This window comes from Sphingomonas glacialis (genome assembly GCF_014653575.1).
GTDB lineage: Bacteria > Pseudomonadota > Alphaproteobacteria > Sphingomonadales > Sphingomonadaceae > Sphingomonas > Sphingomonas glacialis.
In genome coordinates this window covers 241,648-267,750 of record NZ_BNAQ01000006.1, presented here as the reverse complement: position 1 = coordinate 267,750, position 26,103 = coordinate 241,648, and the positions used below count along the sequence as shown (strand labels likewise).

Annotated in this window: 25 protein-coding genes and 1 pseudogene; 19 read left to right on the top strand and 7 right to left on the bottom strand. The window is 63.5% G+C overall.

Going from position 1 to position 26,103, the window contains the following annotated elements; all coding sequences use genetic code 11:
* Positions 1-53: 53 nt before the first annotated feature.
* Positions 54-329 (bottom strand): HU family DNA-binding protein, encoded by a 276-nt coding sequence (locus IE187_RS18060; protein WP_189677408.1) that lies wholly within the window; start codon positions 327-329, stop codon positions 54-56.
* 179 nt (positions 330-508) lie between these two features.
* Here IE187_RS18060 and IE187_RS18055 point away from each other — a divergent pair, with 179 nt between their 5' ends.
* From IE187_RS18055 to IE187_RS18000, 12 genes are all read left to right on the top strand, one after another.
* Positions 509-1,117, top strand: coding sequence for a hypothetical protein (locus tag IE187_RS18055; protein WP_189677407.1), 609 nt, complete (start codon positions 509-511; stop codon positions 1,115-1,117).
* Between the two features lie 287 nt (positions 1,118-1,404).
* Positions 1,405-2,388, top strand: coding sequence for a P-type conjugative transfer ATPase TrbB (gene trbB, locus IE187_RS18050; RefSeq protein ID WP_189677406.1), 984 nt, complete (start codon positions 1,405-1,407; stop codon positions 2,386-2,388).
* The gene (locus tag IE187_RS18045) at positions 2,385-2,717 is read left to right on the top strand and encodes a TrbC/VirB2 family type IV secretion system protein (protein ID WP_268249528.1); all 333 of its coding nucleotides are present in this window, start codon (positions 2,385-2,387) and stop codon (positions 2,715-2,717) included. Before trbB ends, IE187_RS18045 begins: the two co-directional genes overlap by 4 nt.
* Positions 2,717-2,992, top strand: coding sequence for a VirB3 family type IV secretion system protein (locus IE187_RS18040; RefSeq protein ID WP_229839491.1), 276 nt, complete (start codon positions 2,717-2,719; stop codon positions 2,990-2,992). Before IE187_RS18045 ends, IE187_RS18040 begins: the two co-directional genes overlap by 1 nt.
* A gap of 7 nt (positions 2,993-2,999) precedes the next feature.
* Positions 3,000-5,432: a conjugal transfer protein TrbE gene (gene trbE / locus IE187_RS18035; protein ID WP_189677405.1), complete on the top strand. Its 2,433-nt coding sequence runs from the start codon at positions 3,000-3,002 to the stop codon at positions 5,430-5,432.
* A complete protein-coding gene (trbJ, locus tag IE187_RS18030) occupies positions 5,429-6,178 on the top strand; it encodes a P-type conjugative transfer protein TrbJ (RefSeq protein WP_189677404.1) in 750 nt (249 codons plus the stop codon). Before trbE ends, trbJ begins: the two co-directional genes overlap by 4 nt.
* Positions 6,179-6,188: 10 nt before the next feature.
* Positions 6,189-6,560 (top strand): putative entry exclusion protein TrbK-alt, encoded by a 372-nt coding sequence (gene trbK-alt / locus IE187_RS18025; protein WP_189677403.1) that lies wholly within the window; start codon positions 6,189-6,191, stop codon positions 6,558-6,560.
* Position 6,561: 1 nt separating this feature from the next.
* Positions 6,562-7,833, top strand: a complete 1,272-nt coding sequence (gene trbL, locus IE187_RS18020; RefSeq protein ID WP_189677402.1) for a P-type conjugative transfer protein TrbL — start codon at positions 6,562-6,564, stop codon at positions 7,831-7,833.
* Positions 7,834-7,838: 5 nt separating this feature from the next.
* Positions 7,839-8,522 carry a conjugal transfer protein TrbF gene (gene trbF, locus IE187_RS18015; protein WP_189677401.1) on the top strand — a complete coding sequence of 228 codons (684 nt, stop codon included), beginning with the start codon at positions 7,839-7,841 and terminating at the stop codon, positions 8,520-8,522.
* Positions 8,519-9,535 (top strand): P-type conjugative transfer protein TrbG, encoded by a 1,017-nt coding sequence (gene trbG / locus IE187_RS18010; RefSeq protein WP_189677400.1) that lies wholly within the window; start codon positions 8,519-8,521, stop codon positions 9,533-9,535. The genes trbF and trbG overlap by 4 nt, the downstream gene beginning before the upstream one ends.
* A complete protein-coding gene (locus tag IE187_RS18005; RefSeq protein WP_189677399.1) occupies positions 9,532-10,779 on the top strand; it encodes a TraB/TrbI/VirB10 family type IV secretion system protein in 1,248 nt (415 codons plus the stop codon). Before trbG ends, IE187_RS18005 begins: the two co-directional genes overlap by 4 nt.
* Complete coding sequence (locus IE187_RS18000) at positions 10,779-11,009, top strand: DUF2274 domain-containing protein (protein WP_140852379.1); 231 nt, start codon at positions 10,779-10,781, stop codon at positions 11,007-11,009. The genes IE187_RS18005 and IE187_RS18000 overlap by 1 nt, the downstream gene beginning before the upstream one ends.
* 183 nt (positions 11,010-11,192) lie before the next feature.
* Here the strand turns inward: IE187_RS18000 and IE187_RS17995 are convergent, their stop codons facing one another.
* Positions 11,193-12,101: a LysR family transcriptional regulator gene (locus IE187_RS17995; RefSeq protein ID WP_189677398.1), complete on the bottom strand. Its 909-nt coding sequence runs from the start codon at positions 12,099-12,101 to the stop codon at positions 11,193-11,195.
* Between the two features lie 393 nt (positions 12,102-12,494).
* Here IE187_RS17995 and IE187_RS17990 point away from each other — a divergent pair, with 393 nt between their 5' ends.
* From IE187_RS17990 to IE187_RS17960, 7 genes and pseudogenes are all read left to right on the top strand, one after another.
* Positions 12,495-13,259: a helix-turn-helix transcriptional regulator gene (locus IE187_RS17990; RefSeq protein WP_189677397.1), complete on the top strand. Its 765-nt coding sequence runs from the start codon at positions 12,495-12,497 to the stop codon at positions 13,257-13,259.
* Between the two features lie 95 nt (positions 13,260-13,354).
* Positions 13,355-14,017 (top strand): GntR family transcriptional regulator, encoded by a 663-nt coding sequence (locus IE187_RS17985; protein ID WP_189677396.1) that lies wholly within the window; start codon positions 13,355-13,357, stop codon positions 14,015-14,017.
* A gap of 92 nt (positions 14,018-14,109) precedes the next feature.
* Positions 14,110-15,030 carry a nucleotidyltransferase and HEPN domain-containing protein gene (locus tag IE187_RS17980; RefSeq protein ID WP_189677395.1) on the top strand — a complete coding sequence of 307 codons (921 nt, stop codon included), beginning with the start codon at positions 14,110-14,112 and terminating at the stop codon, positions 15,028-15,030.
* A 302-nt stretch (positions 15,031-15,332) separates the two neighbouring features.
* Entirely contained in the window at positions 15,333-15,866 is a 534-nt protein-coding gene (locus IE187_RS17975) for a sigma-70 family RNA polymerase sigma factor (RefSeq protein ID WP_229839490.1), read from the top strand.
* An 11-nt stretch (positions 15,867-15,877) separates the two neighbouring features.
* The gene (locus tag IE187_RS17970) at positions 15,878-16,879 is read left to right on the top strand and encodes a FecR family protein (protein ID WP_189677394.1); all 1,002 of its coding nucleotides are present in this window, start codon (positions 15,878-15,880) and stop codon (positions 16,877-16,879) included.
* Between the two features lie 88 nt (positions 16,880-16,967).
* Positions 16,968-19,565 carry a TonB-dependent receptor gene (locus tag IE187_RS17965; protein WP_189677393.1) on the top strand — a complete coding sequence of 866 codons (2,598 nt, stop codon included), beginning with the start codon at positions 16,968-16,970 and terminating at the stop codon, positions 19,563-19,565.
* Positions 19,562-21,574: pseudogene (locus tag IE187_RS17960) on the top strand (Atxe2 family lasso peptide isopeptidase); the annotation flags it as partial. The gene IE187_RS17965 and the pseudogene IE187_RS17960, both read left to right, overlap by 4 nt.
* Before the next feature lie 106 nt (positions 21,575-21,680).
* Here the strand turns inward: IE187_RS17960 and IE187_RS21420 are convergent.
* From IE187_RS21420 to IE187_RS17940, 5 genes are all read right to left on the bottom strand, one after another.
* Entirely contained in the window at positions 21,681-23,432 is a 1,752-nt protein-coding gene (locus IE187_RS21420; protein ID WP_229839489.1) for an asparagine synthase-related protein, read from the bottom strand.
* Positions 23,432-24,052: a lasso peptide biosynthesis B2 protein gene (locus IE187_RS21635; protein WP_268249530.1), complete on the bottom strand. Its 621-nt coding sequence runs from the start codon at positions 24,050-24,052 to the stop codon at positions 23,432-23,434. The genes IE187_RS21420 and IE187_RS21635 overlap by 1 nt, the downstream gene beginning before the upstream one ends.
* Positions 24,053-24,134: 82 nt before the next feature.
* A complete protein-coding gene (locus IE187_RS17950) occupies positions 24,135-24,275 on the bottom strand; it encodes a hypothetical protein (protein ID WP_189677390.1) in 141 nt (46 codons plus the stop codon).
* Between the two features lie 257 nt (positions 24,276-24,532).
* The gene (locus tag IE187_RS17945) at positions 24,533-24,937 is read right to left on the bottom strand and encodes a DUF2171 domain-containing protein (protein ID WP_189677389.1); all 405 of its coding nucleotides are present in this window, start codon (positions 24,935-24,937) and stop codon (positions 24,533-24,535) included.
* 412 nt (positions 24,938-25,349) lie between these two features.
* The gene (locus tag IE187_RS17940; protein WP_189677388.1) at positions 25,350-26,081 is read right to left on the bottom strand and encodes an SDR family oxidoreductase; all 732 of its coding nucleotides are present in this window, start codon (positions 26,079-26,081) and stop codon (positions 25,350-25,352) included.
* Positions 26,082-26,103: the final 22 nt, after the last annotated feature.

The following is a 26,103-nucleotide window of genomic DNA, read 5'->3' as shown; positions in this document are numbered from 1 at the left end:
CGGGGCGGTGTCGGAGTTCGCTGGCCGCTACACCGACACCGATACCGATACCGTCAGGCGTTCAGGCTGTCCTTGAGCGCCTTGGCAGCCGTGAAGCCAATCTTCTTGGATGCGGCGATCTGGATCGTCTCGCCCGTCGACGGGTTGCGACCCTCGCGTGCCGGGCTGTCCTTGACCTTGAACTTGCCGAAGCCGTTCACCGAAACCTCCTCGCCGGCCGCTGCAGCGGCGGCGATGCTGGCGAACACGCTGTCGACGATGCCCTTGGCGTCAGGCTTGGACAAGGCATTGGCGGCGGCGACTTTGTCGATCAGATCTGCGGTGTTCATGATTGCGCTCTCAGTCAAAAGGAGCGCGGGCGCTTAGCGCCAGTCTCCCGCGGTGGCCAGACCGGCAGACCTGTCACGATGCCGGGTCTTCGGGACTCTGGACGAAATTTTCGAAAAGTCGTGATATCATTCAACGGGTTCCGAGTCGGCGGCGATCTCTCAAGGGAGGATGTCGGTATATGTTTGCACCGATCGTTTTCGAGATGATGCGGCACATGGGCATGGCGTTCGATACCGAGCGGGTGGCGTTCAGCGACGCGAACGGAGCGACGGGTCTCCTTTTCGACGGCAAGATCACCTTCTTCACGCGCGGCGGGGCGCGCATGGACGGAGACGAGCCTGACACCGAGATGCTGCAGGCACTGGCGGCAGCTCGAGCCGTCGCGGGAAACTTTGCGATCGCGACATCCTCGGGCTGGTTCCGGCCGGTTGACGATCCGGAATTTGCGACGGCGCTTCGCGCGCTTGAACAGGGCGGGCGCGTTCCTCTCGATGACGACGGGAGGATTGAAGACGCCTTCAATCCTTTCACGACTCTGGGCAATAATGCGCCGAACCTGCCGCACTTCGACAAGCCGTTCGCGAGTCATGGACCGTGCGGTATCTGCACCTTCAATATTGAATGGCAGGAATATACCCTTGACGGGTTCGTCATGCTGGGTGGGTTCATCCTTGAAGGCGTGGAAACCTATGAGACCGGCCATGTCCAGGACATGACCGGCAAGATGCTGTCGATCACGATTACCGAGTCCGACTATATGCGACTGAGCAACGGACCGCTTCAATAAGATCATTCCCTTTCGTCGAGTGGTCGCCAGAGAGGCCGCGACGGCACGCCCGTCGGCTTGGGCAAGGAGCGGACCTTCGACGATTCGTATTCGCTTCCAGCCAGCGTGCTGCGAAAATATCCAAACCGCGTAGTCCCGCATGTTCGGCTTGGTACTCTACGATATTCCCTGTCTTTCTACGCTACGGTACGATCGCGGCACCTATCTGTTGAAGTCTCGCCTTTTCTGGCTCTCTTAATCGTCCCCGACGCCGGGCGAAGGTCTCCGGCGCATCGCTGGGGACTGATGTGGCCGTTTATTCGATCCGATCCGAAGCATCGACACGGGGCGCGCGCATGCTGCGTACCGCGCTTGGCCCGTCGATCGCGGCGTGGCTCGAAGACGCTGCCATCATCGAGGTCATGCTCAACCCCGACGGGCGGCTATGGATCGACCGGCTTGGCGCGGGGCTTGCCGACACCGGTGAAACTATGGCGCCAGAAGATGGCGAGCGGATCGTACGCCTCGTCGCCCATCACATCGGTGTCGATGTCCATGGCCGGGCGCCGCGCGTCTCGGCGGAGTTGCCCGGCACAGGCGAGCGGTTCGAAGGACTGTTGCCCCCCGTCGTCACTGCGCCGACCTTCGCGATCCGCAAGCCTGCGGTCGCGGTGTTCAGTCTCGGCGACTATGTCCGCGCGCACATCATGAGTCCGGTTGAAGCCGACGTGCTGCGTTCGGGCGTGGCAGCCCGGCTCAACATCCTGGTCGCCGGCGGTACGGGTACGGGCAAGACCACACTGACCAACGCTTTGCTCGCAGAGGTCGCCAAGACCGACGATCGCATCGTGCTGATCGAGGATACCCGAGAGCTGCAATGCGCCGCGCCCAACCTGGTGGCGATGCGGACCAAAGACGGTGTTGCGACGCTCTCTGACCTGGTGCGCTCCTCGCTACGCCTGCGCCCTGACCGGATTCCGATCGGCGAGGTCCGCGGTGCCGAGGCGCTCGACCTGTTGAAGGCGTGGGGTACGGGGCATCCCGGCGGCATCGGCACCATCCATGCGGGGAGCGCGCTCGGCGCGCTTCGTCGGCTCGAGCAACTTATCCAGGAGGCCGTGGTCACCGTGCCACGCGCTCTTATCGCCGAGACCATCGGGCTCATCGCCGTCCTCGTGCGCGATGGCCACGGCCGGCGGCTCGCCGAACTCGCCCGCGTCGAAGGCCTCGATGCCCGGGGTGAGTACCGCCTCATCGATCTGTCCGACACCAGCCTTGGAGACACCGAATGAAACCAATCGCCATCCTCCCGCAGCCACGCAGCATCCGCCTGGTCCTGCTGCCGCTGTGCGCCTTCGCCTTCATCCGGCCCGCGACCGCGTCCGGCTCGTCCATGCCGTGGGAAACGCCGCTGCAATCGATCCTCGAAAGCATCGAGGGACCGGTCGCCAAGATCATCGCGGTGATGGTCATCATCATGACCGGCCTCAGCCTGGCGTTCGGGGATACGTCCGGCGGCTTCCGGCGGCTGATCCAGATCGTCTTCGGCCTGAGCATCGCCTTTGCCGCGAGTTCCTTCTTCCTCAGCTTCTTCAGCTTCGGCGGCGGAGCGCTGGTCTGATGTCGATCAATCCGGCTCAGGATATCCCCGGCTATTATGCGCCGGTGCACCGCGCGCTGACCGAGCAGATCCTGCTCGGCGGCGCGCCGCGCGCCGTGGCGATCGTGAACGGCACGCTCGCCGGCGCGGTAGGACTTGGCCTTCGCCTGTGGCTGGCGGGCATCGCGATCTGGGCGGTCGGTCATATGGCGGCGGTGTGGGCGGCCAAGCGCGATGCGCAGTTCGTCGATGTCGCGCGACGGCATCTTCTCTATCCCTCCTATCTGCGCGTGTGAGGCGATCATGATGTCCTTGCGCGAATATCGCGGGCACGCAGCTGGTCTTGCCGACTATCTGCCGTGGGCGGCTCTGGTTGACGAAGGCGTTGTCTTGAACAAGGACGGGTCGTTCCAGCGCACCGCGCGGTTCCGCGGCCCGGATCTGGATTCAGCGACTCCCGCCGAGCTGGTCGCCACCACCGGGCGGCTCAACAATGCGCTTCGCCGCCTGGGGTCGGGCTGGGCGCTGTTTGTCGAGGCACAACGCTTCACTGCGCAGCACTATCCCGACGACGTCTTTCCCGACGCGGCATCGGCGCTGGTCGAGCGGGAACGCGCCGCGCAATTCGCCGAGGAAGGCGTACATTTCGAGAGCGCCTATTTCCTCACCCTGCTGTGGATGCCGCCGGTCGAGGACGCGGCGCGCGCCGAGGGCTGGTTGTATGAGGGACGCGCCGAGAGCGGCAGCCACGCCCGAGACGCACTGGTCGGCTTCGTCGATCGCAGCGATCGTCTGCTGCATCTGGTCGAAGGCTTCGTGCCCGAGATCGCCTGGCTGAGCGACGACGAGACGCTCAGCTATCTGCATTCCTGTGTGTCGACGAAGCGTCAGCGCGTCCGCACCCCCGAGACGCCGATGCATCTCGATGCGGTGCTCGCCGACGAGCCGCTCGCCGGTGGCCTCGAGCCACGGCTCGGCGATCACCATCTGCGGACGCTGACGGTCACCGGCTTTCCTACCGTGACGTTTCCGGGGCTGCTCGACGATCTCAATCGGCTCGCCTTTCCCTATCGCTGGTCGACGCGTGCGATCATGCTCGACAAGACCGACGCCACCAAAGCGCTCACCCGCATTCGGCGACAATGGTTTGCCAAGCGCAAATCGGTTGCCGCCATCCTGAAGGAGGTGATGACCAACGAGGCATCGACGCTGGTCGACAGCGACGCCGCCAACAAGGCGGCGGATGCCGATCTCGCGCTGCAGGAACTCGGGTCGGACGTGGTCGGGCACGCCTATGTCACCGCGACGATCACCGTATGGGACCGCGATGCGAGCGTTGCCGGCGAAAAGCGTCGCCAAGTCGAGAAGCTCATCCAGGGGCGTGATTTCACGGTCATCGCCGAGGGCATGAACGCGGTCGAGGCGTGGCTCGGAAGTCTCCCCGGCCAGGTCTATGCCAATGTTCGTCAGCCGCCGGTCTCGACGCTCAACCTCGCGCATATGATTCCGCTGTCTGCGGTGTGGGCCGGGTCCGAACGCGACGGGCATCTAGCGGCGGCGCCCTTACTTTACGGGCGCACCGAGGGATCCACCCCCTTCCGCTTCTCGCTCCACGTCGGCGATGTCGGGCACACGCTGATCGTCGGGCCGACCGGTGCCGGCAAGTCGGTGTTGCTGGCACTGATGGCGATGCAATTCCGGCGCTATGCGGGTGCGCAGGTGTTCGCGTTCGACTTCGGCGGTTCGATCCGCGCTGCGGCGCTCGCCATGGGCGGCGACTGGCAGGATCTGGGCGAAGGTTTGCACGCGGCGGCGCCGAGCGTGTTTCTGCAGCCGCTTGCCCGGATCGACGATCCCTCCGAGCGCGCGTGGGCGGTGGAATGGCTGGCGTCCCTTCTCGCCGCCGAAGGTGTCACGGTCGATCCTCAAGCCAAGGAATGTCTCTGGTCGGCACTCGGGTCGCTTGCATCCGCGCCACTGTCGGAGCGCACGATAACGGGGCTCGCCGTGCTGCTTCAGGCGCAACCGCTCAAGCAGGCGCTGCGACCCTATTGCCTTGGCGGGCCGTACGGCCAGTTGCTCGATGCCGAATATGAACGGATCGGCGCGGCACGCGTCCAGGCGTTCGAGACCGAGGGCCTGACCGCCACCGGCGCTGCCGCCGCGGTTCTCTCCTACCTGTTCCACCACATCGAGGGACGGCTCGACGGTTCGCCGACGCTGATCATCATCGATGAAGGCTGGCTGGTGCTCGACAGCCCCGCCTTCGCGCAGCAGCTGCGCGAGTGGCTGAAGACGCTCCGCAAAAAGAATGCGAGCGTGGTCTTTGCGACTCAGAGCCTCGCCGACATCGAATCAAGCGCGATCGCGCCGGCAATTGTCGAAAGCTGCCCGACGCGGATTTTTCTTCCGAACGAGCGCGCCGTCGAGCCGCAGATCACCGCGATCTATCGGCGCTTCGGCCTGAACGATCGGCAGATCGATATCCTCGCCCGCGCCACGCCCAAGCGCGATTATTACTGCCAGTCGCGTCGCGGCAATCGCCTGTTCGAGCTCGGGCTTGGCGAGGTCGCGCTCGCCTTCGTCGCCGCCTCGGCGAAGCAGGACCAGATCCGCATCGCCGATGTGCTCGACAAAGCCGGGCGACACGATTTCGCGCGCGCCTGGCTGCGCGAAAGCGGTGTCGCCTGGGCCGCCGATCTTATTCCGCCCCCCCCAAAGGAGACGTTTCTATGACCCGCCTTTCCATTCGCCGCGGTCTCGTGACCGGCATCGCGGCATGTGCGTTGATCGGCGCGTCGGTGCCGGCGGGCGCTCAGTTCGGCGGCATCGTCTATGATCCGAGCAACTATGCGCAGAACGTGCTGACCGCGGCCCGTTCGCTGCAGCAGGTCAACAATCAGATCCAGGCGCTTCAGAACCAGGCGACATCGCTGATCAATCAGGCGAAAAACCTGGCGTCCCTGCCATTTTCCAGCGTCGCCCAGCTTCAGGCGCAGATCCAGCGAACCCAGTCGCTGCTCACCAGCGCCGAGCGGATCGCCTACGACGTCCAGTCGATCGACCAGGCGTTCAGCACGCAATATCGCGGGGTGAGCGTATCGACGAGCGATCAGGCGCTGATCAGCGGGGCGCAGAGCCGCTGGGCCAATTCGGTCGCGGCGTTCGAGGATGCGCTGAAGGTGCAGGCCGGCGTCGTCGGCAACATCGACGGCGCACGCTCCACCATGACATCTCTGGTCTCCTCGAGCCAGTCGGCGTCGGGCGCGCTGCAGGCGGCGCAGGCCGGCAATCAGCTGCTGGCGCTGCAGTCGCAGCAACTCTCCGACCTGACCGGCTTGCTGGCGGCGCAGGGAAGGGCGCAGGCGCTGGACGCCGCCCAGCGTGCCGCGGCCCAGGACCAGGCGCGCGAACAACTGCGCCGCTTTCTGACCGCCGGCACCGGCTATCAGCCGGCGACTGTCAGCATGTTTCACAACTGAGGAGCGGGTCGTGGAGACCAGAACCGTCGTCCGCATCGGCGCCATCGGCTTTGCCGCCACCGTCGTCACCGTCTCCATGGTCGACGCGTACACCGCATCGCCCGGCCGGCGCTCGGACGATGTGACCCAGATCACACCCCCACCCGCAGACGATCCGCTCCGGGCAGAGTTGCTTCGGTGTCAGGCGATCGGTCAGGCGGGCGCAACCGATGCCGCCTGTCTCGGCGCATGGGCGGCCAATCGCCGGCGCTTTTTCCTGCAATCCGGTGCGGCCGGGGCTGGCCATCCTCGCGGGAAGTCGGCCGTGTCGACGGTCTCGTCGGCCCAGGTCATGCCGCCAGCCGGCGCTTTTGCCAACGCGCTGACGAGTGGAGGGCACTGACGTGGAAGGCACTGGCGTCATCGACCGCTTCCTCGAGGTCTTCACCAGCTACATCGATTCCGGCTTCGGGCTGTTGCATGGCGAGGTCGCTTTCATCGCGACCACGCTGATCGTCATCGACGTGACACTGGCGGCGCTTTTCTGGTCGTGGGGAGAGGGGGACGACATCCTCGCACGACTAGTCAAGAAGACGCTGTTCGTCGGGATATTCGCCTATATCATCGGCAATTGGAACGCGCTGGCCAAGATCGTCTTCAACAGCTTCGCCGGGATCGGGCTCAAGGCGTCGGGTACCAGTTTCACCGCTGCCGAGTTGCTCCAACCGGGTCGTGTCGCGCAGGTCGGACTTGATGCCGGTCGGCCGATCCTCAACTCGATCTCGGGTCTGATGGGCTATGTCGGCTTCTTCGAGAATTTCATTCAGATCGCGGTGCTGCTGTTCGCCTGGATCGTGGTCATTCTCGCGTTTTTCGTGCTGTCGATCCAGCTCTTCATCACGCTGATCGAGTTCAAGCTTACCACATTGTGCGGCTTCGTGCTGATCCCGTTCGGCCTGTTCGGCAAGACGGCGTTCATGGCGGAGCGCGTGCTCGGCAACGTCATATCGTCCGGCGTGAAGGTGTTGGTCCTCGCGGTGATCGTCGGCATCGGCTCGACGCTGTTCAGCCAGTTCACCACGCCGCTGACTGCCCAGCCGACGATCGAGGATGCGATGACCATCGTGCTGGCCTCACTTGCCTTGCTCGGTCTGGGCATTTTCGGTCCGGGCATCGCCAGCGGTATCGTCTCGGGCGGACCGCAGCTTGGGGCCGGTGCGGCGGCCGGCACCGCGCTTGCGGCCGGAGGCGTCGTCGCTGGCGGCGTTGCGGCGGCCGGCCTCGCGGCGGGCGCCGCAACCGGCGCAGCCGGCGCTTTGGCCGGCGGGGCCGCGCGCGCCGCCGCTGGCGCGTCGAGCGCTTATCAGGCGGGCGCCGCCGGCAAAGCGGGCGCAGCCGGTGTTGCGGGCGGGCTGGGCGGTGTCGGCCGTGCGGCGGTCGCTAGCGCGACGTCTCCACTGCGGCGTGCGGCGGCGGCCGCTCAAACCGCTTCGCAACCTGCGGCTGCAGGTGCTGCCGGCGCCGGTGGCGGCACCGATGCCACGCCGCCCGCATGGGCCACTGCGATGAAGCGCCGTCAGACCGTGAGCCATGGCGCAACCGTCGGCGCTCACACGCTGCGCGCCGGAGACGGCGGCGGCGCGGGTGCCGGTGTCGATGTCAGTCAGGAGGATTGAGCCACATGTTTCGACGATCAAGTGTTCGCTACGGGACGACACCAGAGCCCGAGACGCCCTATCAGCGCGCAGCCCAAGTCTGGGACGATCGGATCGGATCGGCGCGTGTGCAGGCGCGCAACTGGCGTCTGGCCTTTTTCGGCACGCTCACTCTGGCCGGAGGGCTGGTGGCCGGTATCGTGTGGCAGGGTGCGCGCGGCACAGTAACGCCGTGGGTCATCCAGATCGACAAGCTCGGCGAAGCGCAAGCGGTTGGTCCCGCCGATGCTGGTTATCAGCCGACCGATCCGCAGATCGCCTTCCACCTTGCCCGCTTCATCGAGGAGGTGAGGGGGATCGCCGCCGATCCGGTGGTGGTGCGGCAAAACTGGCTGCGCGCCTATGATTTCACCACCGACAAGGGTGCGCTCGCGCTCAACGACTATGCGCGGACCAATGACCCTTTCACCAATATCGGCAAGGAGCAGGTCGCGGTCGACGTCTCGAGCGTGATCCGCGCGTCGGCAAGCAGCTTTCGCGTGTCCTGGACCGAGCGCCATTATCTCGACGGCAGCCTGTCCGCCACCGAGCGCTGGTCCGCGATCCTGACGGTCGTCGTCCAAGCCCCGACGACCGCGGATGCGCTGCGCAAAAACCCGCTCGGGGTGTTCATCACCGCCATCAACTGGTCGAAGGAACTGGCACAATGAATGGCATCTCCTTTGGTGCGTCAAAGATGATCTCGCTTTTGGCCGGCACTGCGGCACTCGCGGGGTGCGCGACCCCTTCGATCAAGCCGCCTGCGATCCGCTACGATGATGCGGTGCCCGCGGTGAAGGCGGTGGAGCCACCGGCGAAGGTCGAGGTCGTGGCCATTCCGACACCACTCCCGCTGCCGGGCCAGCTCAAACCTCTGTTTGCTCCCGGTGGCCAATCCGATGTCTCCGATCCGAAGATCCGAGTCGGTGCGGCCAACGCGGCCGCGCGCATTCAGCCTGTCCGCGACGGCTTCCTCAATGCGATCCAGCAATACCCGTGGAGCGACGGCGCTCTCTACCAGCTCTACACGTCGCCGGGGCAAGTCACCGACATCGCCCTCGAGGAAGGCGAGCAGCTCGTCGGCGCCGGACCCGTTGCCGCGGGCGACACGGTCCGGTGGATCATCGGTGACACGCTCAGCGGCACGGGTGCCGCGCAGCGTGTCCACATTCTGGTGAAACCGACCCGCTCTGATCTCGTGACCAACCTCGTGATCAATACCGATCGCCGCACGTATCATCTCGAGCTGCGCGCGACACCGGCGACCTATATGGCCTCCATCTCCTGGACCTATCCGCAGGATCGGCTGATCGCGCTTCGCGGACAATCGGCTCTCGCCACAGCGGCGGCGCCGATCGCCAGCGGCGTGGATCTGGCCACGCTCAACTTCCGATACGCTATCGAGGGCGATAGCCCGCCCTGGCGCCCGTTGCGGGCGTTCGACGATGGTCGCCAGGTGTTCATCGAATTCCCCAGCGGCATAGCCCAAGGCGAGTTGCCGCCCCTGTTCGTGGTAGGAGCGAGCGGGCAGGGCGAACTCGTCAACTACCGGGCGCAGGGTCGCTATCTCGTCGTAGATCGCCTGTTCGCGGCGGCCGAGCTCCGGCTAGGCGACAAAAAATCCGAAGCCCGCGTCCGTATCGTGCGTGCCGACGGCACGAAGGTCGGAAAGGATCGGCAATGACCGACACCGAGGCGCGCGAACCCCACGTGGCACCGCCCGCGCCCGATCTGCGATTGCGCCCCGATCCGCCACGGGTCATGCGGCTGTCGCGTAAAGCGCTCGGCGCTCTTGGGCTGGGCGGCGGCATCACTCTGGGCGCGGCGCTGCTTTATGGCCTGCAGTCCGGCCACAAAACAGCGCCCGCCGAGCTTCTGAACACGGAAGGTCGGACGACCGCCGACACCGTTGCGACAGCGCCGAAAGACTATGGTCAGACGCCGAAGCTCGGACCGCCATTGCCCGGAGATCTCGGTCGGCCAATCGTGTCGGCACAGCAGCGTGGCGTCGACGTACAACCCCCGGCGATGGGATCATCATCACAGCGCGGGCCCGGTCCCGCCGCCAATGCGGCGCAGGCGGCGCGGCAGCGCGCAGCTCAGGAGCGCGATGCGGCCCGAACGAGCAAGCTCTTCCAAGGCTCGGCCGCCGCGAGCGCGGGTGGTAGCGACGCTTCGGCTTCGGCTGCTGGTCCTGCGACCGTCGCCAATGCGAAAATGGGAGGCGGCGAGGCCGCTGCTGCCGCGCCCGCGCAATCAGAAGATTCTCTGCAGAATGGACAGACGAGCAAGCGGGCTTTTCTGAAGGCGGATGTGGATCGGCGCACTGAGACGACGGATCGGCTGGGCGCGCCGACATCTCCCTATGTCGTACAGGCCGGCAGTATCATCGCCGCTGCTCTAATTACGGGGATCCGGTCCGATTTGCCTGGACAGATCACGGCGCAGGTTACCGAGAATGTATACGATAGTCCGACCGGTCGCTTCCTGCTGATTCCGCAGGGGGCGAAACTGATCGGAGAGTATGATTCGCAGGTATCATTTGGGCAGAACCGCGTCCTGCTCGCCTGGGATCGATTGATCCTGCCGAGCGGGCAATCCCTAACGCTGGACCGGCAGCCGGGGGCAGATCCCGCCGGGTTCGCTGGTTTGCAGGACGGGATCAACAATCATTGGGGCGGCATGGCCAAGGCTGCGGTGCTCTCGACCTTGCTCGCGGTCGGTGCCGAGGCGGGAAGCAGCAACGACGACGATCTGGTCAGGGCTTTGCGGCGCGGAACCTCCGACACCATCAATCAAAGCGGGCAGCAACTCGTCCGCAGGCAGCTCAATGTCCAGCCGACTCTGACCGTGCGGCCCGGCTATCCGGTTCGCGTCATCGTGACGCGCGATCTAATTCTCGCACCGACACCGAGGGGAGCGCGATAATGGCGACGTTGAAACTTGGGCCGCTGGTCGAGGATCGCCCGGTCAAGATCACGATCGAACTACCGGCAGCGGTGCATCGCGATCTGCTTGCTTATGCGGTGGCGCACGCTGCGGAGACCGGACAGCCTCAAGCCCGACCAGAAAAGCTGATCGCGCCGATGCTCACACGGTTCATGGCGACCGATCGCGGCTTTGCCAAAGCGCGGCGTCGATCGGAGGGTGATCAATAGGCGCCGACGCGCTGACGGCATCCGTTCCCGGAAAGCTACGCCCCAGGCCAGCCGGGAAGCGGGAAAGGCTGCCATGTCTCCCCCCGGGCATGGCGGCCTTTCGAAGTGTCATCCAGAATCCGTCAATTCTTGTTTGGCGTTGCCGCACGCCCTGCAGCCCATGCGTCACATGATGGTCTTTGATTAAATCGCGGGGACAATGCGCGCATAACGGTGTGCCAGCAGTTCGAGAAAGCGCCGGAGCGCAGGATTGCCGTTGCCAACCTTCCAGTAAACACCCTGCTCAAGGCAGGTGTGGCCGGACGCGTCGTGTATTTCGCGGCAGACCGAGCCATCCGTTTGGTCGGCAAGGAGGATCACACCGGCAGTGATGGCGATGCGTGTACCGCCAATCAGCGATGGAAGATTTTCGCGCCCGACATCTTGCACGAGCACCGTGGGGTGATGGCCCGGCACCGAGAGCCGGGCCATCACCATGGCGCGTAGGTCGGGCCCGGGATCGGAGGCAGTCACGAGGAAAATCGCTTCTCTGAGGTCGGTCCAGTAAAGTGGTTCACGCGCAGCCAGCGCGTGATCCGCCGGTAGAGAGATCGTAACCGGCTCGCTCCAGAAGCATAAAGATCGCAGGGACGGCAGCAGCGTTTGTCCTGCGAGTACTGCCGCGTCGAGCGCTCCGTCCTGCAGCGCCGCGACCAATGTGTGCCGGCCGCGTTGCGATGCCTGGATTTCAATATCAGGGCATGCCGCGCGAAAAGCATGTATCGCAGCCGATAAATCTCCGCCGACGAGCGACCCATGGAAACCGATTTTAAGCGTCCCCGTTTCTCCGCTGGATAACGCGCGGGCCTCGCCGGCGAGGGTGTCGATGTCCTCGAGAATTCGGCGCGCGCGCGATAAAACGTGTGCGCCGGACTCGGTCGGTGCGACTCCTCGCGTCGATCGCCGGAAGAGCGGTAGGCCGAGTCCGTTCTCTAGAAACTGGATCCGCTTGCTCAGTGTCGATTGTTTTACACCGAACCGAGTGGCGGCTCGGCTGAAGCTGCCAGTATCGGCAGCGGCAACCGCGTACCGAAGAAGGTCCACATTTATCATTGGAGTCTTCCGGCTCGATCAGTGCCGCAAGCGCGCCTGGCGGCAGTTACAATCCGGTAGAAATATCCGTGTTTGCCTGGAAGCATTCCGAGTCTCCCCGAAAATTCGCACTGCCTATCATTCACATATTCGACGGCTTTGTAGCCACCGTAGACGCGGGATAGACGACGGCGGAATCTTCCGGTCACAGAAAGTCGATCCAAATCAGTGGTTAAACATACGAAATCATTGAAGTGGCGTGTCCTTTATCGCTATGCTGGCAACTGGATCCCGCCGTTGGCGGACCATCCCATCAACAAGTCGGTGATTCAGCCCGATGGGCGAGCCACCGCGGGTAGGGAAGGCGGTCGATGAGGTTGCTACGCGCGGCCTGCGGCCGGATATCGGGCTCGCATGGAATTGCTCGAACGGATAGGCGATTTCTACGGTGAAATTGACCGTATCGATACGCTCGATAGCCTGCTCGCAGCGCTGACGTCGATCTGTAAGGGTGCCGGAATACCCTTTCTCTCGGTCACGCATCATGTCGATTTCAGTCGCTCTCAGCCTGGAGCGCTACACCTTCATAATTACCCGGCGCGTTTCGCAGCGTTCCATGATGGCAATGGGCTGGGCACGCGCGACCCGGTTCATCGCATGAGCCAATCCCGCAACACGGGCTTTATGTGGTCGGCGCAATGTTCGCTGTTACCAAGAACGCGCGCCGACCAGGAGCTGTTTGACCGGGCAGAGGATGCCGGTATCGGAGATGGCTACACGGTTCCGGTGCATATGGCAGGCGAACCGAGTGGCTCGTGCTCCTTCGCGGTGGCGCCGGGCATCACGTTTCCGAAATCTTTCATCCCGTTGGCACAGGGGCTTGGCATCTTCGCGTTCGACGCAGCGCGGCGGCTCATCGGAGCGTGCGGACGACGCCAATTTCATTGCCAGCTCACACCAAGGGAGCGCGAAATCGTCCTTCTGCTCGGACAGGGATATCAGGAAAAGCAGATCGCGCGCCTGCTGCGCATCACTCCGGTGACCGTGAACGATCATCTGAAACATGCCCGCGAGCGGTGCGGTGTCCATAAGAGCTTTTTGCTGGTGGTTTGCGCACTCGCGTCTGGCGTCATCAACCCTTCTGAATTAAACGCTGGCCATCCCGTGTCCACGGGATAGCCCGTCTCGCCGCGTCGCCTACATCCTGCGTTCGGATAGTGGGAGGACAGGGCTATGCCACCGAGCTGCAGTGTTGGCGAAAGGCTTCAGCGCTTTTGCTTTTTCATTACGAAAGCTGCGGGCGATCCGGCCGCCCGCAGGCCGGTGACGAGGTGATGAATCCCGCGCCAGTGTTCGATCGTGTCTACGCCTCGATCCGCGATCGCATCGCAGCGGGCCAGTGGCGTCCGGGTCAGCGGATAGAATTGGCCGCGCTATGCGACCTGCTGGACGCAAGTCCATCGCCTGTGCGCGACGCCTTGCATCGACTACGCGGCGAACGATTATTGATGGACGGCGATGGCGACGGCTTTTGCATGCCGTCGCTAACCGAAGCCGACCTGATCGATCGCTATGACTGGGTTCAGCAGTTGCTGCTCGCTGGTTTGCAGGGCGCTGGCCGGATAGGACCGGTGGGGGAAAACATCGAGCCGGTCGAGGCAACCGGCGAACTCTTCGAAGCGATCGTTAATGCAGCGCGAAACGTTGAGTGTCGGGAGGCAATGGGAAGCATGAACCTGCGCCTTCATCCCGTGCGGCGGGCGGAACTCGGCATCCTTGACGGGGTCGAGGAGGAGGTTGCTGACTTACGTCGCGCGGTGCTGGCGGAGGACCGATCAGCGCTGCGCCGGCGCCTCGCTCGATATAGGCGTCGACGCATGCGAACGGCCTCGGCGATTGTGTACAAAGTGCACCAGCTCGATCGACGAACGGATTGATGCCGAAAAGTGCGGCTTGCCCAGTGACTTCGTGCCGCCGCCGCGCCGCGCCAGTGGCAATCTCCATTCGTGCCGACTAAAGTCCACATTCCATGCGAACCGACCTCGATCATCTCCCGGCGAACAAGCGCGAGGAACTCGACCGCGTCGTGGCGAGCGTGTTCGAGGATTTTCGCGCGGCGACGGCGGAAGCGACCGGCAAGCGCAAGAGCGGGCGTATCTTGAAGATCATATTGTTCGGGTCGTATGCGCGCGACGACTGGGTCGACGCGCCAATGGCGGCAAACCGCTATAAGTCCGATTTCGACCTGTTGATCATCGTCAACCAGAAGGACTTGACCGACCGAGCGACCTATTGGTCGGCGGCGGAGGAGCGGTTGATCCGTGAGCACGTTATCGAAAAGACGCTTGGCACGCCGGTCAATTTCATCGTGCACTCGCTGCAACAGGTGAATGACGGCCTCGCGCACGGCCGGACCTTCTTCCTCGAGATCGCGCGCGACGGCATTGCGCTGTACGAAAGCGACGACCGCGAACTGCACCAGCCGCGCCCCAAGACGCCGACCGAAGCGCTGGCGGCGGCGCGGGAGTATTTCGAGGACTGCTTTTCAAGTTCTATGAGTTTTTTTCGTGGCTTTCGTCATGCGGTTGACGATGGTGACGCCAAAAAAGCGGCGTTCGACCTTCATCAGGCGACCGAGCGGCTCTACAACTGCCTCTTGCTCACGCTGACCTTTTACACGCCCTACAACCACAATCTCGCTTTCCTGCGCACGCAGGCGGAACGGCTCGATCGCCGGCTCTTCGAAGTCTGGCCGCGCGAGATGCGGAAGGATCGCGCGATGTTCGAGAAACTGAAGGACGCCTATGTGAAGGCGCGGTATTCGAAGCACTACAGCATCTCGGATGAGGAACTGACGTGGCTCAGCGCGCGGGTCGAGGCGCTCGGCGTTGCGGTCCATGCGATCTGCACAGTCCATATCGACGAGCTGGCGCGCCTCGCAAGGCACTGAAAAGCCGGTCTTGCCGAGCGCCGTTCGATCCGTCATGATTGTTATGCAGCGCGGGAATGGCTGGCAGCCGCGCTGTAGGATATTCCTGCCTGGCATTAACACGCCCGAACCAATCGGCCGGGCGGTCCCACGGTCAGCAGTGGCGCTCGCGCCGCTCCTTTGGACCGAGACACACCGCGCATTCCCCCGTTTGCCCGATGCGGCAAGCGGGTTCGCCGCCTGCGAGGCGCGTCGATGGCGCATGTGGAGCGAGGGCGCGCGCCCGGGGTTCGCGCAAGGCGTATCTGTCAAAGGCCGGGCTGGTGAGCGCGGCCCCGAGACCTTGGGAGGGCGCTCCCTGCGGCGGGGAGGATCTCGATCGCCTGTATCGCACCGAAGCGCCGCGGCTGGCGCGCTACTTTCGGGGCAGAGTAAGGGGAAACGACGACGTCGCGGATCTGGTCCAGGAGAGCTTTGTCCGTTTCGCGGCGTCGACCACGGATGTCCCGCGGGAGCGACCGGCGGCGTTTCTCCAGCGGATCGCGCGCAACCTGCTGATCGATCGGTCGCGGCGAGTTGCAAACCGCGCGATGCATGTCGCGGCGGACGAGCATCCCGATCTTGTCATGGCCCCCACTCAACTGCTCGGCCTGGAAGCCGCTGACGTGCGGCGAATCTACGAGGATACGCTGGCGCGGTTGCCCCCGCGGACCCGCACCGCGTTCCTCCTGCACCGCCAGCGCGGCCTGACATACGCGCAAATCGCGGTCGAACTCGGCATCAGCGTGCCGGGTGTTCAATATCATATCGTCAGGGCGCTCTCCCAGGTGGCTCGAGCGTTGGCCGAGGCGGAATGAGGACCGATTGCATGCCCGACGATGCGCTGTCCGATGAAGCCGCGTTGTGGTTCGCGCGAATGCGTGGCCCTGACGCCGAAACCGAGCGACCCGCCTTCGAGGCATGGCTGACGGAGCGCGCGGCGCACCGCGAAGCCTATAACTGGATCGCGGAGGTGTTCAGTCTGGGAAGACTGGTTGAGATCGAGCCGGACCCGCTACCAACGGTACAACCTTTGCCAAGTCGGCTGCTGCAGGCAGCTTTGGTCGCCGCGCTCGTGCTGCTCATGGGCGTGGGTGGCTGGGCAGTGCTCATGCATCGGCCGGACAGTGCTGTCTCGATGGCATCACAGCCGGTCATGTCCGGGCGTGGGCTTATCATCACGAAAGTCGGCCAAATACGCGCGGTGCGGCTTGCCGATGGGTCGCGGATAACGCTCGATACCGACAGCGCAGTGTCCTTTACCTATCGACGCGATATCCGTCGACTGGAGCTGGTGCGCGGGCGCGCCCGGTTCGATGTGGCTCATGAAGGTAGGCCTTTCGTCGTTGCCGCTGGCCGTGGAACGGTCACCGCACACGGCACCGTCTTCGACGTGGGCCTCGCCCCGGGCGGCGCCGTCACGGTCCGCCTGCTTCGCGGCAGTGTCGATGTCGCGTTACCGGTGAGCGGCATCGTTCGATCGTCAGCCTCTGCGACGACACGCCGGCTCACCCCTGGCCAGCAGGTCGCGTTTAGCACGTCGATCCTGCCACCCGCGCAGGCTGTCGTCACACCCGATGATCGCTGGCCCGAGGGCGTCCTGGACTGCGACGGGATGGCGCTGGCCGATCTCGTCGCGCGCGCCAATCGCTACACGCGCACCCAGATCGTCCTCGCCGATCCTGATCTCGGCAGGCTCAAGGTGTCGGGCGCATTCCGGATCGATGCCCCCCAGCTACTCGCCGACCGCGTGGCGACGGTCTTTGGCCTTCACGCGGATGCTGAAGGTGACGCTCGGATCGTGCTCGAACGCGGATCGCCTACTGAATAAAGTTGCAGATGCCCCCATAAACTGAGGATCCGATGCGTCGTCCCCTTTCGAACCCGGTCGTGCTGACCGGGAACGGGGGGAGAAAATCATGTCCTGTTTCAACAGACGCTGCACCACCACCCTGGCCATTGCGACCGCACTGCTGCTGACCGCCGCGCCAGCGATCGCAGCGGACCCTGTCCATGAATATCATATCCGCGCTCAGGCTTTGGGGCCGGCGCTTCGGGAAGCCGGTCGCATCGTCGGGCGCGACGTGATGTTTCCCGCCGACGCGGTCGCCGGCAGGATGTCGCCAGCGCTCGACGGGACCTTCGATACAGCGACGGCGATGCAGCGGCTGCTTTCCGGTACCGACCTCCAAGCTGTCGAGGAGGCCGGTGCGATCCTGATACGGGGGCGATCGGACGCGGGCGGCGCGCCAATATCGTCGGACCCGCCATCCACGAAGGATATCATCGTTACTGGCTCGCGGATTCGCGGCGGACAGCGCACCTCGCCCGTCACCGTCGTGACCGAGCGAAGCGCGCGCGATGCGGGCCAGAGTTCGCTCGGCGAGGTCGTCCGGGCGCTCCCGCAATCGTTCGGCGGCGGTCAGAATCCGGGAGTGGCCGGCGGCGGTGTGCAAGGCGGCGACAATGAGAATGTCAGTTCGGCTTCGACGATCAATCTGCGCGGGCTGGGGTCGGATGCGACATTGACACTGATCAACGGTCACCGGGTCGCGTATAACGGTGCCAATCAGTCGGTGGACGTCTCGCAAATCCCGCTCGGCGCGCTCGATCGAATCGAGGTCGTCGCCGATGGCGCGTCTGCGGTGTACGGGTCGGACGCGGTCGGCGGGGTCGCCAATATTATCCTGAAGCAGGACTATGACGGACTGACCGGCAGTGCTCAGTTCGGCGGATCGACCGATGGCGGCAATGTGCAGCAGCGTTACGACCTTGTCGCGGGCGCGCGCTGGTCAGGGGGCGGCTTCATGCTGGCCGGGGAGGTCGGCCACGTCAGCAGTGTCTATGCCGATGAGCGCTCGTACACGCGCAGCCTTGACCGCACGACGACGCTGATGCCCTCGATCAGCCAGCAAAATGCCGTGTTGACCGCGCATCAGGATTTTGGCGCCGGTGTGCGGGCGAGTATCGATGCCAATTACAGCCACCGGACGTCGCGCACGCAGTTTCCGAGCACGACTGTTGCCGCTTATGACGTCAATGGATCGCTCAGTCGCCCGCACGACAGCGCGTTCTCGATCTCGCCGCGGATCGAGGTGGACGTCGCGCATCGCTGGAACCTGTACCTGACGGGGACCTATAGTGAAGACCGTGTTCGCGGTGAATCCGACGCGTTCTCGGGTGGACAACGCTACCTCGCGGCGACCTTCGGCTATGCCAACACGCTCGGCAGCGTTGAACTCGGCGCCGAAGGGCCGCTGCTGCGCTTACCGGCTGGCGACGTGCGCCTGGCGATCGGCGGCGGGTATCGCAGCAACGGCCTGACGACCCGGCTCGGTTCGCTCGCCAACGGGGTAGAAACCCTGTCGACCGACAGCCACGCGACGCGTGACAGTCGCTACGGCTTTGCCGAACTTTCGATCCCGGTCGTGTCGCCGGACCTCGACGTTCCCGGCATCCACCGCCTGACGCTCAACGGCGCGATCCGGTATGAGGATTACGCGTCGATCGCGCGCCTGGCGACGCCCAAGCTCGGGTTCGTCTACGCGCCGTCGGACGATCTCGACATAAAGGCATCGTGGGGCCGCAGCTTCAAGTCGCCAACCTTGTACCAGCAATTCCAAGCGCAGACAGCGCTGCTGCTCGGCGCGCAGATCTTTGCCAACGGCCCGTATCCAGCAAGCGCGACGACACTGTTGCTGACCGGTGGCCGACCGATCCTTGCGCCGGAACATGCGACGACCTGGTCCGGTACGCTCGACCTGCATCCGCGGGCTCTGCCGGGCGCCGACCTGCAGATCACATACTTTCACATAGCCTATCGCGACCGCATCATTGAGCCGTTCGTCTCGCTTGCAGGTATCCTGGGTAATTCGACGTACGCGAGCCTCATCAGCTACGCGCCGACGCCTGCCCAATTGCAGGCGATCATCGCCGCGACGCCTGGTGGGCTGCGCAATTATACGAGCGGGACGTACGATCCAGCGCAGGTCGTCGCGATCGTCGATGACCGGGTGCGCAACGCCGAGGCGCAGACGCTGAAGGGCGTGGATATTGCAGGATCCTATCGCTTCGACTTGCGCGACGGCCAAAAGCTGATCGCGACCGGGCTCGCAAGCTATCTGGAATCCAGCCAGACGCTGCTGGCGGGCCAGCCGTCGACCCATCTCGCTGGCACGATCTTTCGACCGCCGCATTGGCGCGCCCGCACCGGGCTTAGCTGGGAGACATCGCGGATGACGCTCTCCGGCTTCACCAACTATGTCGGGCCGGTGCGCGATACGCGGTACACTCCAGCACCTTTGGTGAACGACATGACCACGCTGGATCTGACGGTGCGCTATCATCTCGGCGGCCGAGCAAAATCGGGTCTTGATGTTACGGTGTCGGCCCTGAATGTGTTCAACGCAAAGCCGGCGATCATCCGGAACACCGGCGCCTACGAGCCGACCTACGATTCCACGAACTATTCGGTCGTCGGTCGTTTCCTCAGCCTGACGCTCTCGAAGACGCTGTGACACGCCGCTTGCTCGGCTCGGTGGCGGCACTTGTCGCGTTGATCTGGAGCGCTTCCGCTAGCGCGGTGGCGCCGGATTGCCGCGACCTGGTGCCACCGGCATTCTTGGAACATACGAAACGCGACATTATTGCAAGCGATCTCGTTGCGCTGCGTGATATCGGGCAGGCGGCGCCCGAAGAGGCGGAAAGCCCGATCGCGGTGTCGCCCGATGGCAATTTGATCGCCTTCCAGCTGCGCCGCGCGGTCCCCGCCGCCAATGCCTATTGCCTCGGCATGTTCGTGGTCCGTGTGAATGCGGCAGGGGGTCTGACGATGGTCGACCAAGGCGGCTCGTTCATGCTTGATCGGCTGCCGATGGCAGGGCGGCGGACTGCGTCCCTGTCGAGCGGGTATCCGGCTGCGATCAGGCCGGAGTGGTCGCCGGACGGAGTGTGGATCGCGTATCTTCGGCGCGACGATGGTGTGACCCAGCTCTGGCGCGCGAAGGCCGACGGCTCGCGTGCTGAGCCGGTGACGCACGCCATCTCGGATGTGACGGATTTCGCTTGGTCCGCCGATGGCCGCGCTTTCGTATATGCGACGCACCCCGGCATCGCCCAAGCGCGAGCAAGTCTGGCCAAAGAAGCGCTTTCGGGGTTCCATTATGACGAACGTTTCTATCCGAGCGCTAGTCCGCTTCCGCTCGCGCTCGATCAGGGGCCGCTCGCGATCGACGTTGCCGATCTAGCGACCGGTCGCGTGCGCGGCGCGACCGCTGCGGAACGGCAGCTGATCACTCCGGATCGGCAGGGTGAAGATCCTCCGGGTGCCGAACTGACAGCGCAAAGCAGCGATGGCCAGATGGCGTGGACAGCACCGCGATCCTCGCTGCCCGTCGCCAAGCATCTCTGGGTCAGGAATTCCGCCGGGCAAACGGTGCGGTGTGCGTCCATCCTGTGCACCGGGAGGCTGACCAATGTGTGGTGGACGCAGAGCGGCGGCGCGTTGCTCTATGCGCGTCGTGAAGGCTGGGCGTTGGCACAGACTGGAGTGTATCGTTGGGAGCCGGGACAGCCGCCGCGGCAGCTGATGCTCACCGATGATGCCCTGGTCGGATGTGAAATTGCTGGTAACGCGCTTGCCTGCGCGATCGAGGGATCGACAACGCCGCGGCATATCGAGCGGATCGACGCGATGACGGGCCAGCGGACGATGCTTTTCGACCCCAACCCGGAATTCGCTCGGTTGCGGCTAGGGGCAGTCGAGCGTCTTCACTGGCGCAACAGGCTTGGCTTCGAGACACTTGGGGATCTGGTCCTGCCACCCGACTATCGTCGCGGCACCCGTCTGCCGCTGATCGTTGTGCAATATTCGACCCGCGGTTTCCTGCGCGGCGGTACGGGCCACGACTATCCGATTCAGCTCTTCGCAGCGCGCGGTTATGCCGTGCTCAGTTTTCAGCGGCCCAAGGACTATGGCGAGCTGACCGGCACGCAGGATATCAAGACATTCTTCCGCGCCGATATGCGCGATTTCGCCGACCGCTGGAGCGTGCTGTCGTCGCTCGAGCGCGGTGTTCAACTGTTGGTCGATCGCGGCGTCGTCGATCCGCGCCGGGTCGGCCTGACTGGGCTGAGCGACGGGGCGGTGACAGTGCAGTTCGCGCTGCTGCACAGTCACGTGTTCGCGGCTGCGGCTGCCTCGTCCTGCTGTCTCGATCGCGACGCGATGGTCTGGCCCACTACGGCGATGGCCGACCTCTATCGCTCCGCAGGGTATCCTTCGCTCCGCAGTCCGGCGCCTGGCTTTGCCAAGGGCTATTTCGTCTCGGCCTCCGCGGGGCATCTCGACACGCCGCTGCTGATCCAGGCGTCCGATCACGAATATCTGGCGGGGCTCTACGCGGTGACGGCGCTGCGCGAGGCGCGCAAGCCGGTCGATCTCTATGTCTATCCGGACGAATATCATCTCAAGTGGCAACCCGCTCACCGGCTTGCGACTTATCAGCGCGGTCTTCAGTGGTTCGATTTCTGGTTGCGTGATCGGGAGGATCCAAACCCAATTGATACGGAGCAATATCAGCGGTGGTCGGCGTGGAAGGCGCAGCGTGGCATGTCGCCGACAAGGCTCACAATCAGGACGCACGTGACCAGTGCCGAACCCAGGCTTCGGCATCCGCAAGTTCGAGCAGTCGCAGGAAGTGATCACCGGAAGGTGGCGCGGGCTCGCGCAAGACGTTCTCGATCGCTGATCGATCGAGGATTCCGTTGGCGGCAAGCTCCCCGTCGAGGAGATGCGCGCGCAACCGATCCCGATCGCGGGCGATGATCTCGTAACAAAAGGCCTCCGGTCCCGCTTTTGAGCGACGGTCAACGACCATCGCGGGCAAAAGACCTGCAAAGGCGTCGCGGGCGACGGCACGATCGCGTCCGCCGGCGGACCAGAGCCAGGTTGGAATCGACAGGCACAATTCCATGATCGGTTGCGAAAGGAGCGGCGCGATGATCGGAATGGCGCTGCCGCGGGCAAAACAATCTCGCTCGGCCTGGACCCGCATCAGCATCGCAATATGCGCTGCCTTGCCGGGCAGGGCCCCTGTGGGCGCTGTGAGCCAAGGATGGGTGAGGTCGCTTGCCCGCGGCAGGCAGGCCGGATCCAGAAATAGCGCATGACGTTGCCAGCGATAGCGTGGCGGGCGCATCCAGGCGCGCTGTACCGCCCACCAGAGCGCGGTCGTGATACTGCAGCCGGTTTGCATGCAGACGCTGTCGAGGGTTTCGCGAAGCGCGGGTGTCAGGCCTTGCGCCTTGAGCTGATCGGCGAGCGGGGTCGGCGACTGAAGGAAGCAGAAGACATTGTCGCCACCCAAGCCGGTGAAGAAGGCGTCCGCACCGCGCAACGCCGCGGTCCGGCGCCGGGCCGCCTCGAAGGCTTGGCCGATGATGCGACCGGTCGGGCGCGGAAGATCGGGCAGGGAAGGGAGAGCAATATCGACGTCGTCCGCCTCATAAAAGCTTTCGATCAGTTTGAGGTCGGTAGCGTGGGCGACACTGCGTGCATAACGCCGCTCATCGCCCGATGGACTTCGCGTCGCCATAGTAAGGGCGGCGGCGCGATTCGAGCGCTCGGCGAGTCCCGCGGCGATGATCGAGGAATCAAGGCCGCCGGAAAGGTTAAGCAGGACGTTGCGAAAGGGGACTGCCCAGGCTGCGACGCTGCGTAGGACGGTTTCACGGAGCGCTCCGGCCAGATCCGAGCTGGCAGGTCCGGACGGCGGATCCACGTGCTCCCATGGTGTCCAAGCTATCTGGGGAATAGCGTCATAATCCGACGCGAGCAGATTGAAGCCCGCGCCGAGTTCGTCAATCTGGTCGAGGGCGGTGCGTGACGTCGGCAGGTTTGCTGCCGCCAGCCGCCAAGCGACCCCGGTCCAGTCGATCTCGGTGTGGCCAATCTCCGCGGCACGCCACGTCGCCATGTCGGAGAACAAAAATGTCGCATGCGGTGTCCGCTGATAATAGCAGGGAAGTCCGCCGCTTGGGTCGCGCAGGACCGATATCGCCCGATCTCCCGCCCTTTTTGCGAAGGCGATATATCCGCCCCAGTAGTGGTTCAGCAGACGCTTAAAATCGGCGTTTGCCATGGCTTGGCTCGTGAGGCTGTCGACCACGGTGCGGACGCGGTAATCTTCGCGTCCGAACAACCAGCCGACGACCGCGCAACCGTCTTGATCCGTCGTGACGACGCCATCGATATGCTCGACAAGCAGGGTCAGGGCGTCCTCATCGACCGCAACCGCAAAGCCGGTCTTCTTCCTCAGGCCCTGGGCAAAAGTGGTTGATGCACGACCGGCGTGAGGTATCACGGCCAGGAAGCGCGTCGCCATCACGCAACCAGGATGGGTTGAAAGGCGCGAACATGGTCAAGATCGTCGTTCAGCACCACGTTGCCCTGCTGGACCCATGCATGCGCCGCAAAGGGGTCCATTCTTACGCCGATGACCAGATCGACGGCGTGCCGCTCATGCCGCAATCGTTTGGCCAAACCGATCGACAGCGGAAGGCATCGGTCATGCGCAGAGAGGAGTCGGTGTGCTGCGAGATGAGCGGCCAGGATCGCGGGAAGGGGTTCGTTCTTACGGCCTTCGACCGGTCCGTGTGTGCCTGCGCCCTGGCGAACACGCTCGATAGATTTGCTCAGCGAGCAGAATTTCAGCTCGATCAAAGCTCGAGCATTGCTGAACAGCGCTTCGGCTACCGACCGCGCAGGGGGTTGAGGAAGGGCGGAGTCGATAGCTGATGCGGTGATCGCTTCGACTGTCACTGGTAGGAAATGTTCTGAGCGTAGCACCTGGGTAGCAGCGAATTCCGATGACGATGTGTCCAATTCGGCTGTTCGGCGGAGGATTGCCAACGCCGCAGGCTCTAGGCGAGGCTCGAGGCAGAAATATCGGTCGTGCGGAAGATCGAGAAAGACGACGTGATTGTAGACGACGCACGCCGCCATATTCGTCGATTGGAAGCAAAGCATGCGGTTTGTCCCTCCCAACAAGGAGGTGCGGGTCTGAATCCGCACCTCCCCGATAGGTTCAGTCTGCACTGATACCGAACGCTGGGCGCACCAGATTCTCGGCGTCGGGAATCGCGCCGACGATACTGCCGCGCGTGGCAGCCTTGGCCTTCCCGAGCACGATGACGGGGGCGCATGCCTTGGAGGTGTCTTTGCTCATAGTACGTCTCTCTCTTCTGTCGCACCGATTTGCGACATGCCGAGTCGTACTTTTGCTCATACTTATAAGCGAACTTATAAGAAGTATTGGTGGAGCTGTTGAAAGCTTGAGCAAATATCTTGTCTTGGGAACGTGTTGAGCTGTGTCGCTTCCGGCTTCGTCAGCCGATGATCTACGCGAGATCGTAGATGCCTTGCTCGATCTCATGGTTTTGCCGTTTTGCCGTTTTGGCGTCGAACTACATCCAGCCAGCATAGTCACTGCGTCAACGGGCGCCCCCAGCCGCCCATCCCACTATCATCCCCGGGGATCCCGAAGACGACGGTGCCTCTATCAGCCATCGAAGTGTGCCCGCGCGCATACGCGACCGCACCTTCCACCGCTTCGATCGTCGTGGCATGGCCGGGATCAACGAGCATCGTGTTGCCGTCAATGTTCGTCACGGCGGCAAGCGGCACGAAATGGTGGAGGCCGTCGGCAAACCCTTCGCGAGTCAACTCGACGACATAGTCTTTTACTTGATCCACAGTACCGACATGAAGACCGTGGGTATCGCGTACCGTCATGCCGTGCTTGATTTCTTGTGCTGTAAACATCGCGATTTCCATCTGAAGATCGCCAGTCGGCTGATATTTCTGACGAAATTCTTTCGTCGGCGACACCTGATAGTATCAGGCGCGATCGGACGGGGCTCGGTATGCCGCGGCGCGCGTCGGGTAACGGCGGCCGGTGGCGCCTTGTCACGAGCCTCACCGTTGGACTTTGCGTCCGCTGCAGTCTCCGGCAATGTCAAAAATGGCTTCACGATGTCGATGGGTGTGGATAGGCGTCGAAACGCGATCGCATTATTTGACAGGAAAGCCACTGGAAAGGCTAGATATTACGAAGTTTAAGGGGGGGCGATCGGCGCCGATCGGGACCCCACGAGAATATTTATTCTGTCCTCCGCTACAACGACTTAGCCGCATTTCAACGGGGGGGCCAGTTTCGACGCCTATCCACAATCTGACGAGCTAACTTACCAATGGCATGATTTCTGGGGAGCAGGTCACTTTCACTATCGGCCATGGGATCTTAAGGAATCACCTGCTTAACCGGGCGAATCAAAATTTCTTCGATTAGGACCCGGGGTGGCTGGGCAAATGCGTAGACCAGTGCCTGCGCGACATCCTCCGCCCGCAACGCATCAAGGCTTTTCCGCCGTTCCGTCATCGCATCCGCAACGTTCGCGCCAAACTCGGTCCATACCGACCCCGGCTCAATGACAGAAACGCGAATGCCATCCTGGCCCAATTCCTTTCTGAGAGCATCGTGGAACCCGACTACAGCAAATTTGGTGGCGCTATAAACGGACCACGATTCCGTTCCATACCGGCCACCAACACTAGATACAGAGGATATCATCGCCCCAGGGCGTCCACGTAACAGAGGTATTGCGGCCTGGGTGCAGTTTAGGACCCCGTACAAGTTCACATCAATCATCCGCTTCCAGTCACTCGGGTCGCTTTTTTCGAACCGATCACTGATACCAACGCCAGCGTTATTGAATAGCAGGTCGATCCCACCAAAGCGTGCGCCCACCTGTTCAAAAACGCTCGTAACCTGAGCCGCATCGCCGACATCGGCCGCGAATGACAACGTGTTCTCGCCCAGTTCCACCGCTAACTTATCAATCAGATCCGCGCGTCGTGCCACCAGCACGAGATGAACGCCTTCAGCAGCTAGTAGTCTGGCGGTAGCTTCTCCTATGCCACTAGAAGCGCCAGTGATAACAGCTACCTTGCCGATGATACTCTGCATCTGCATTGTTGCGTTTCCAATCTTTAGG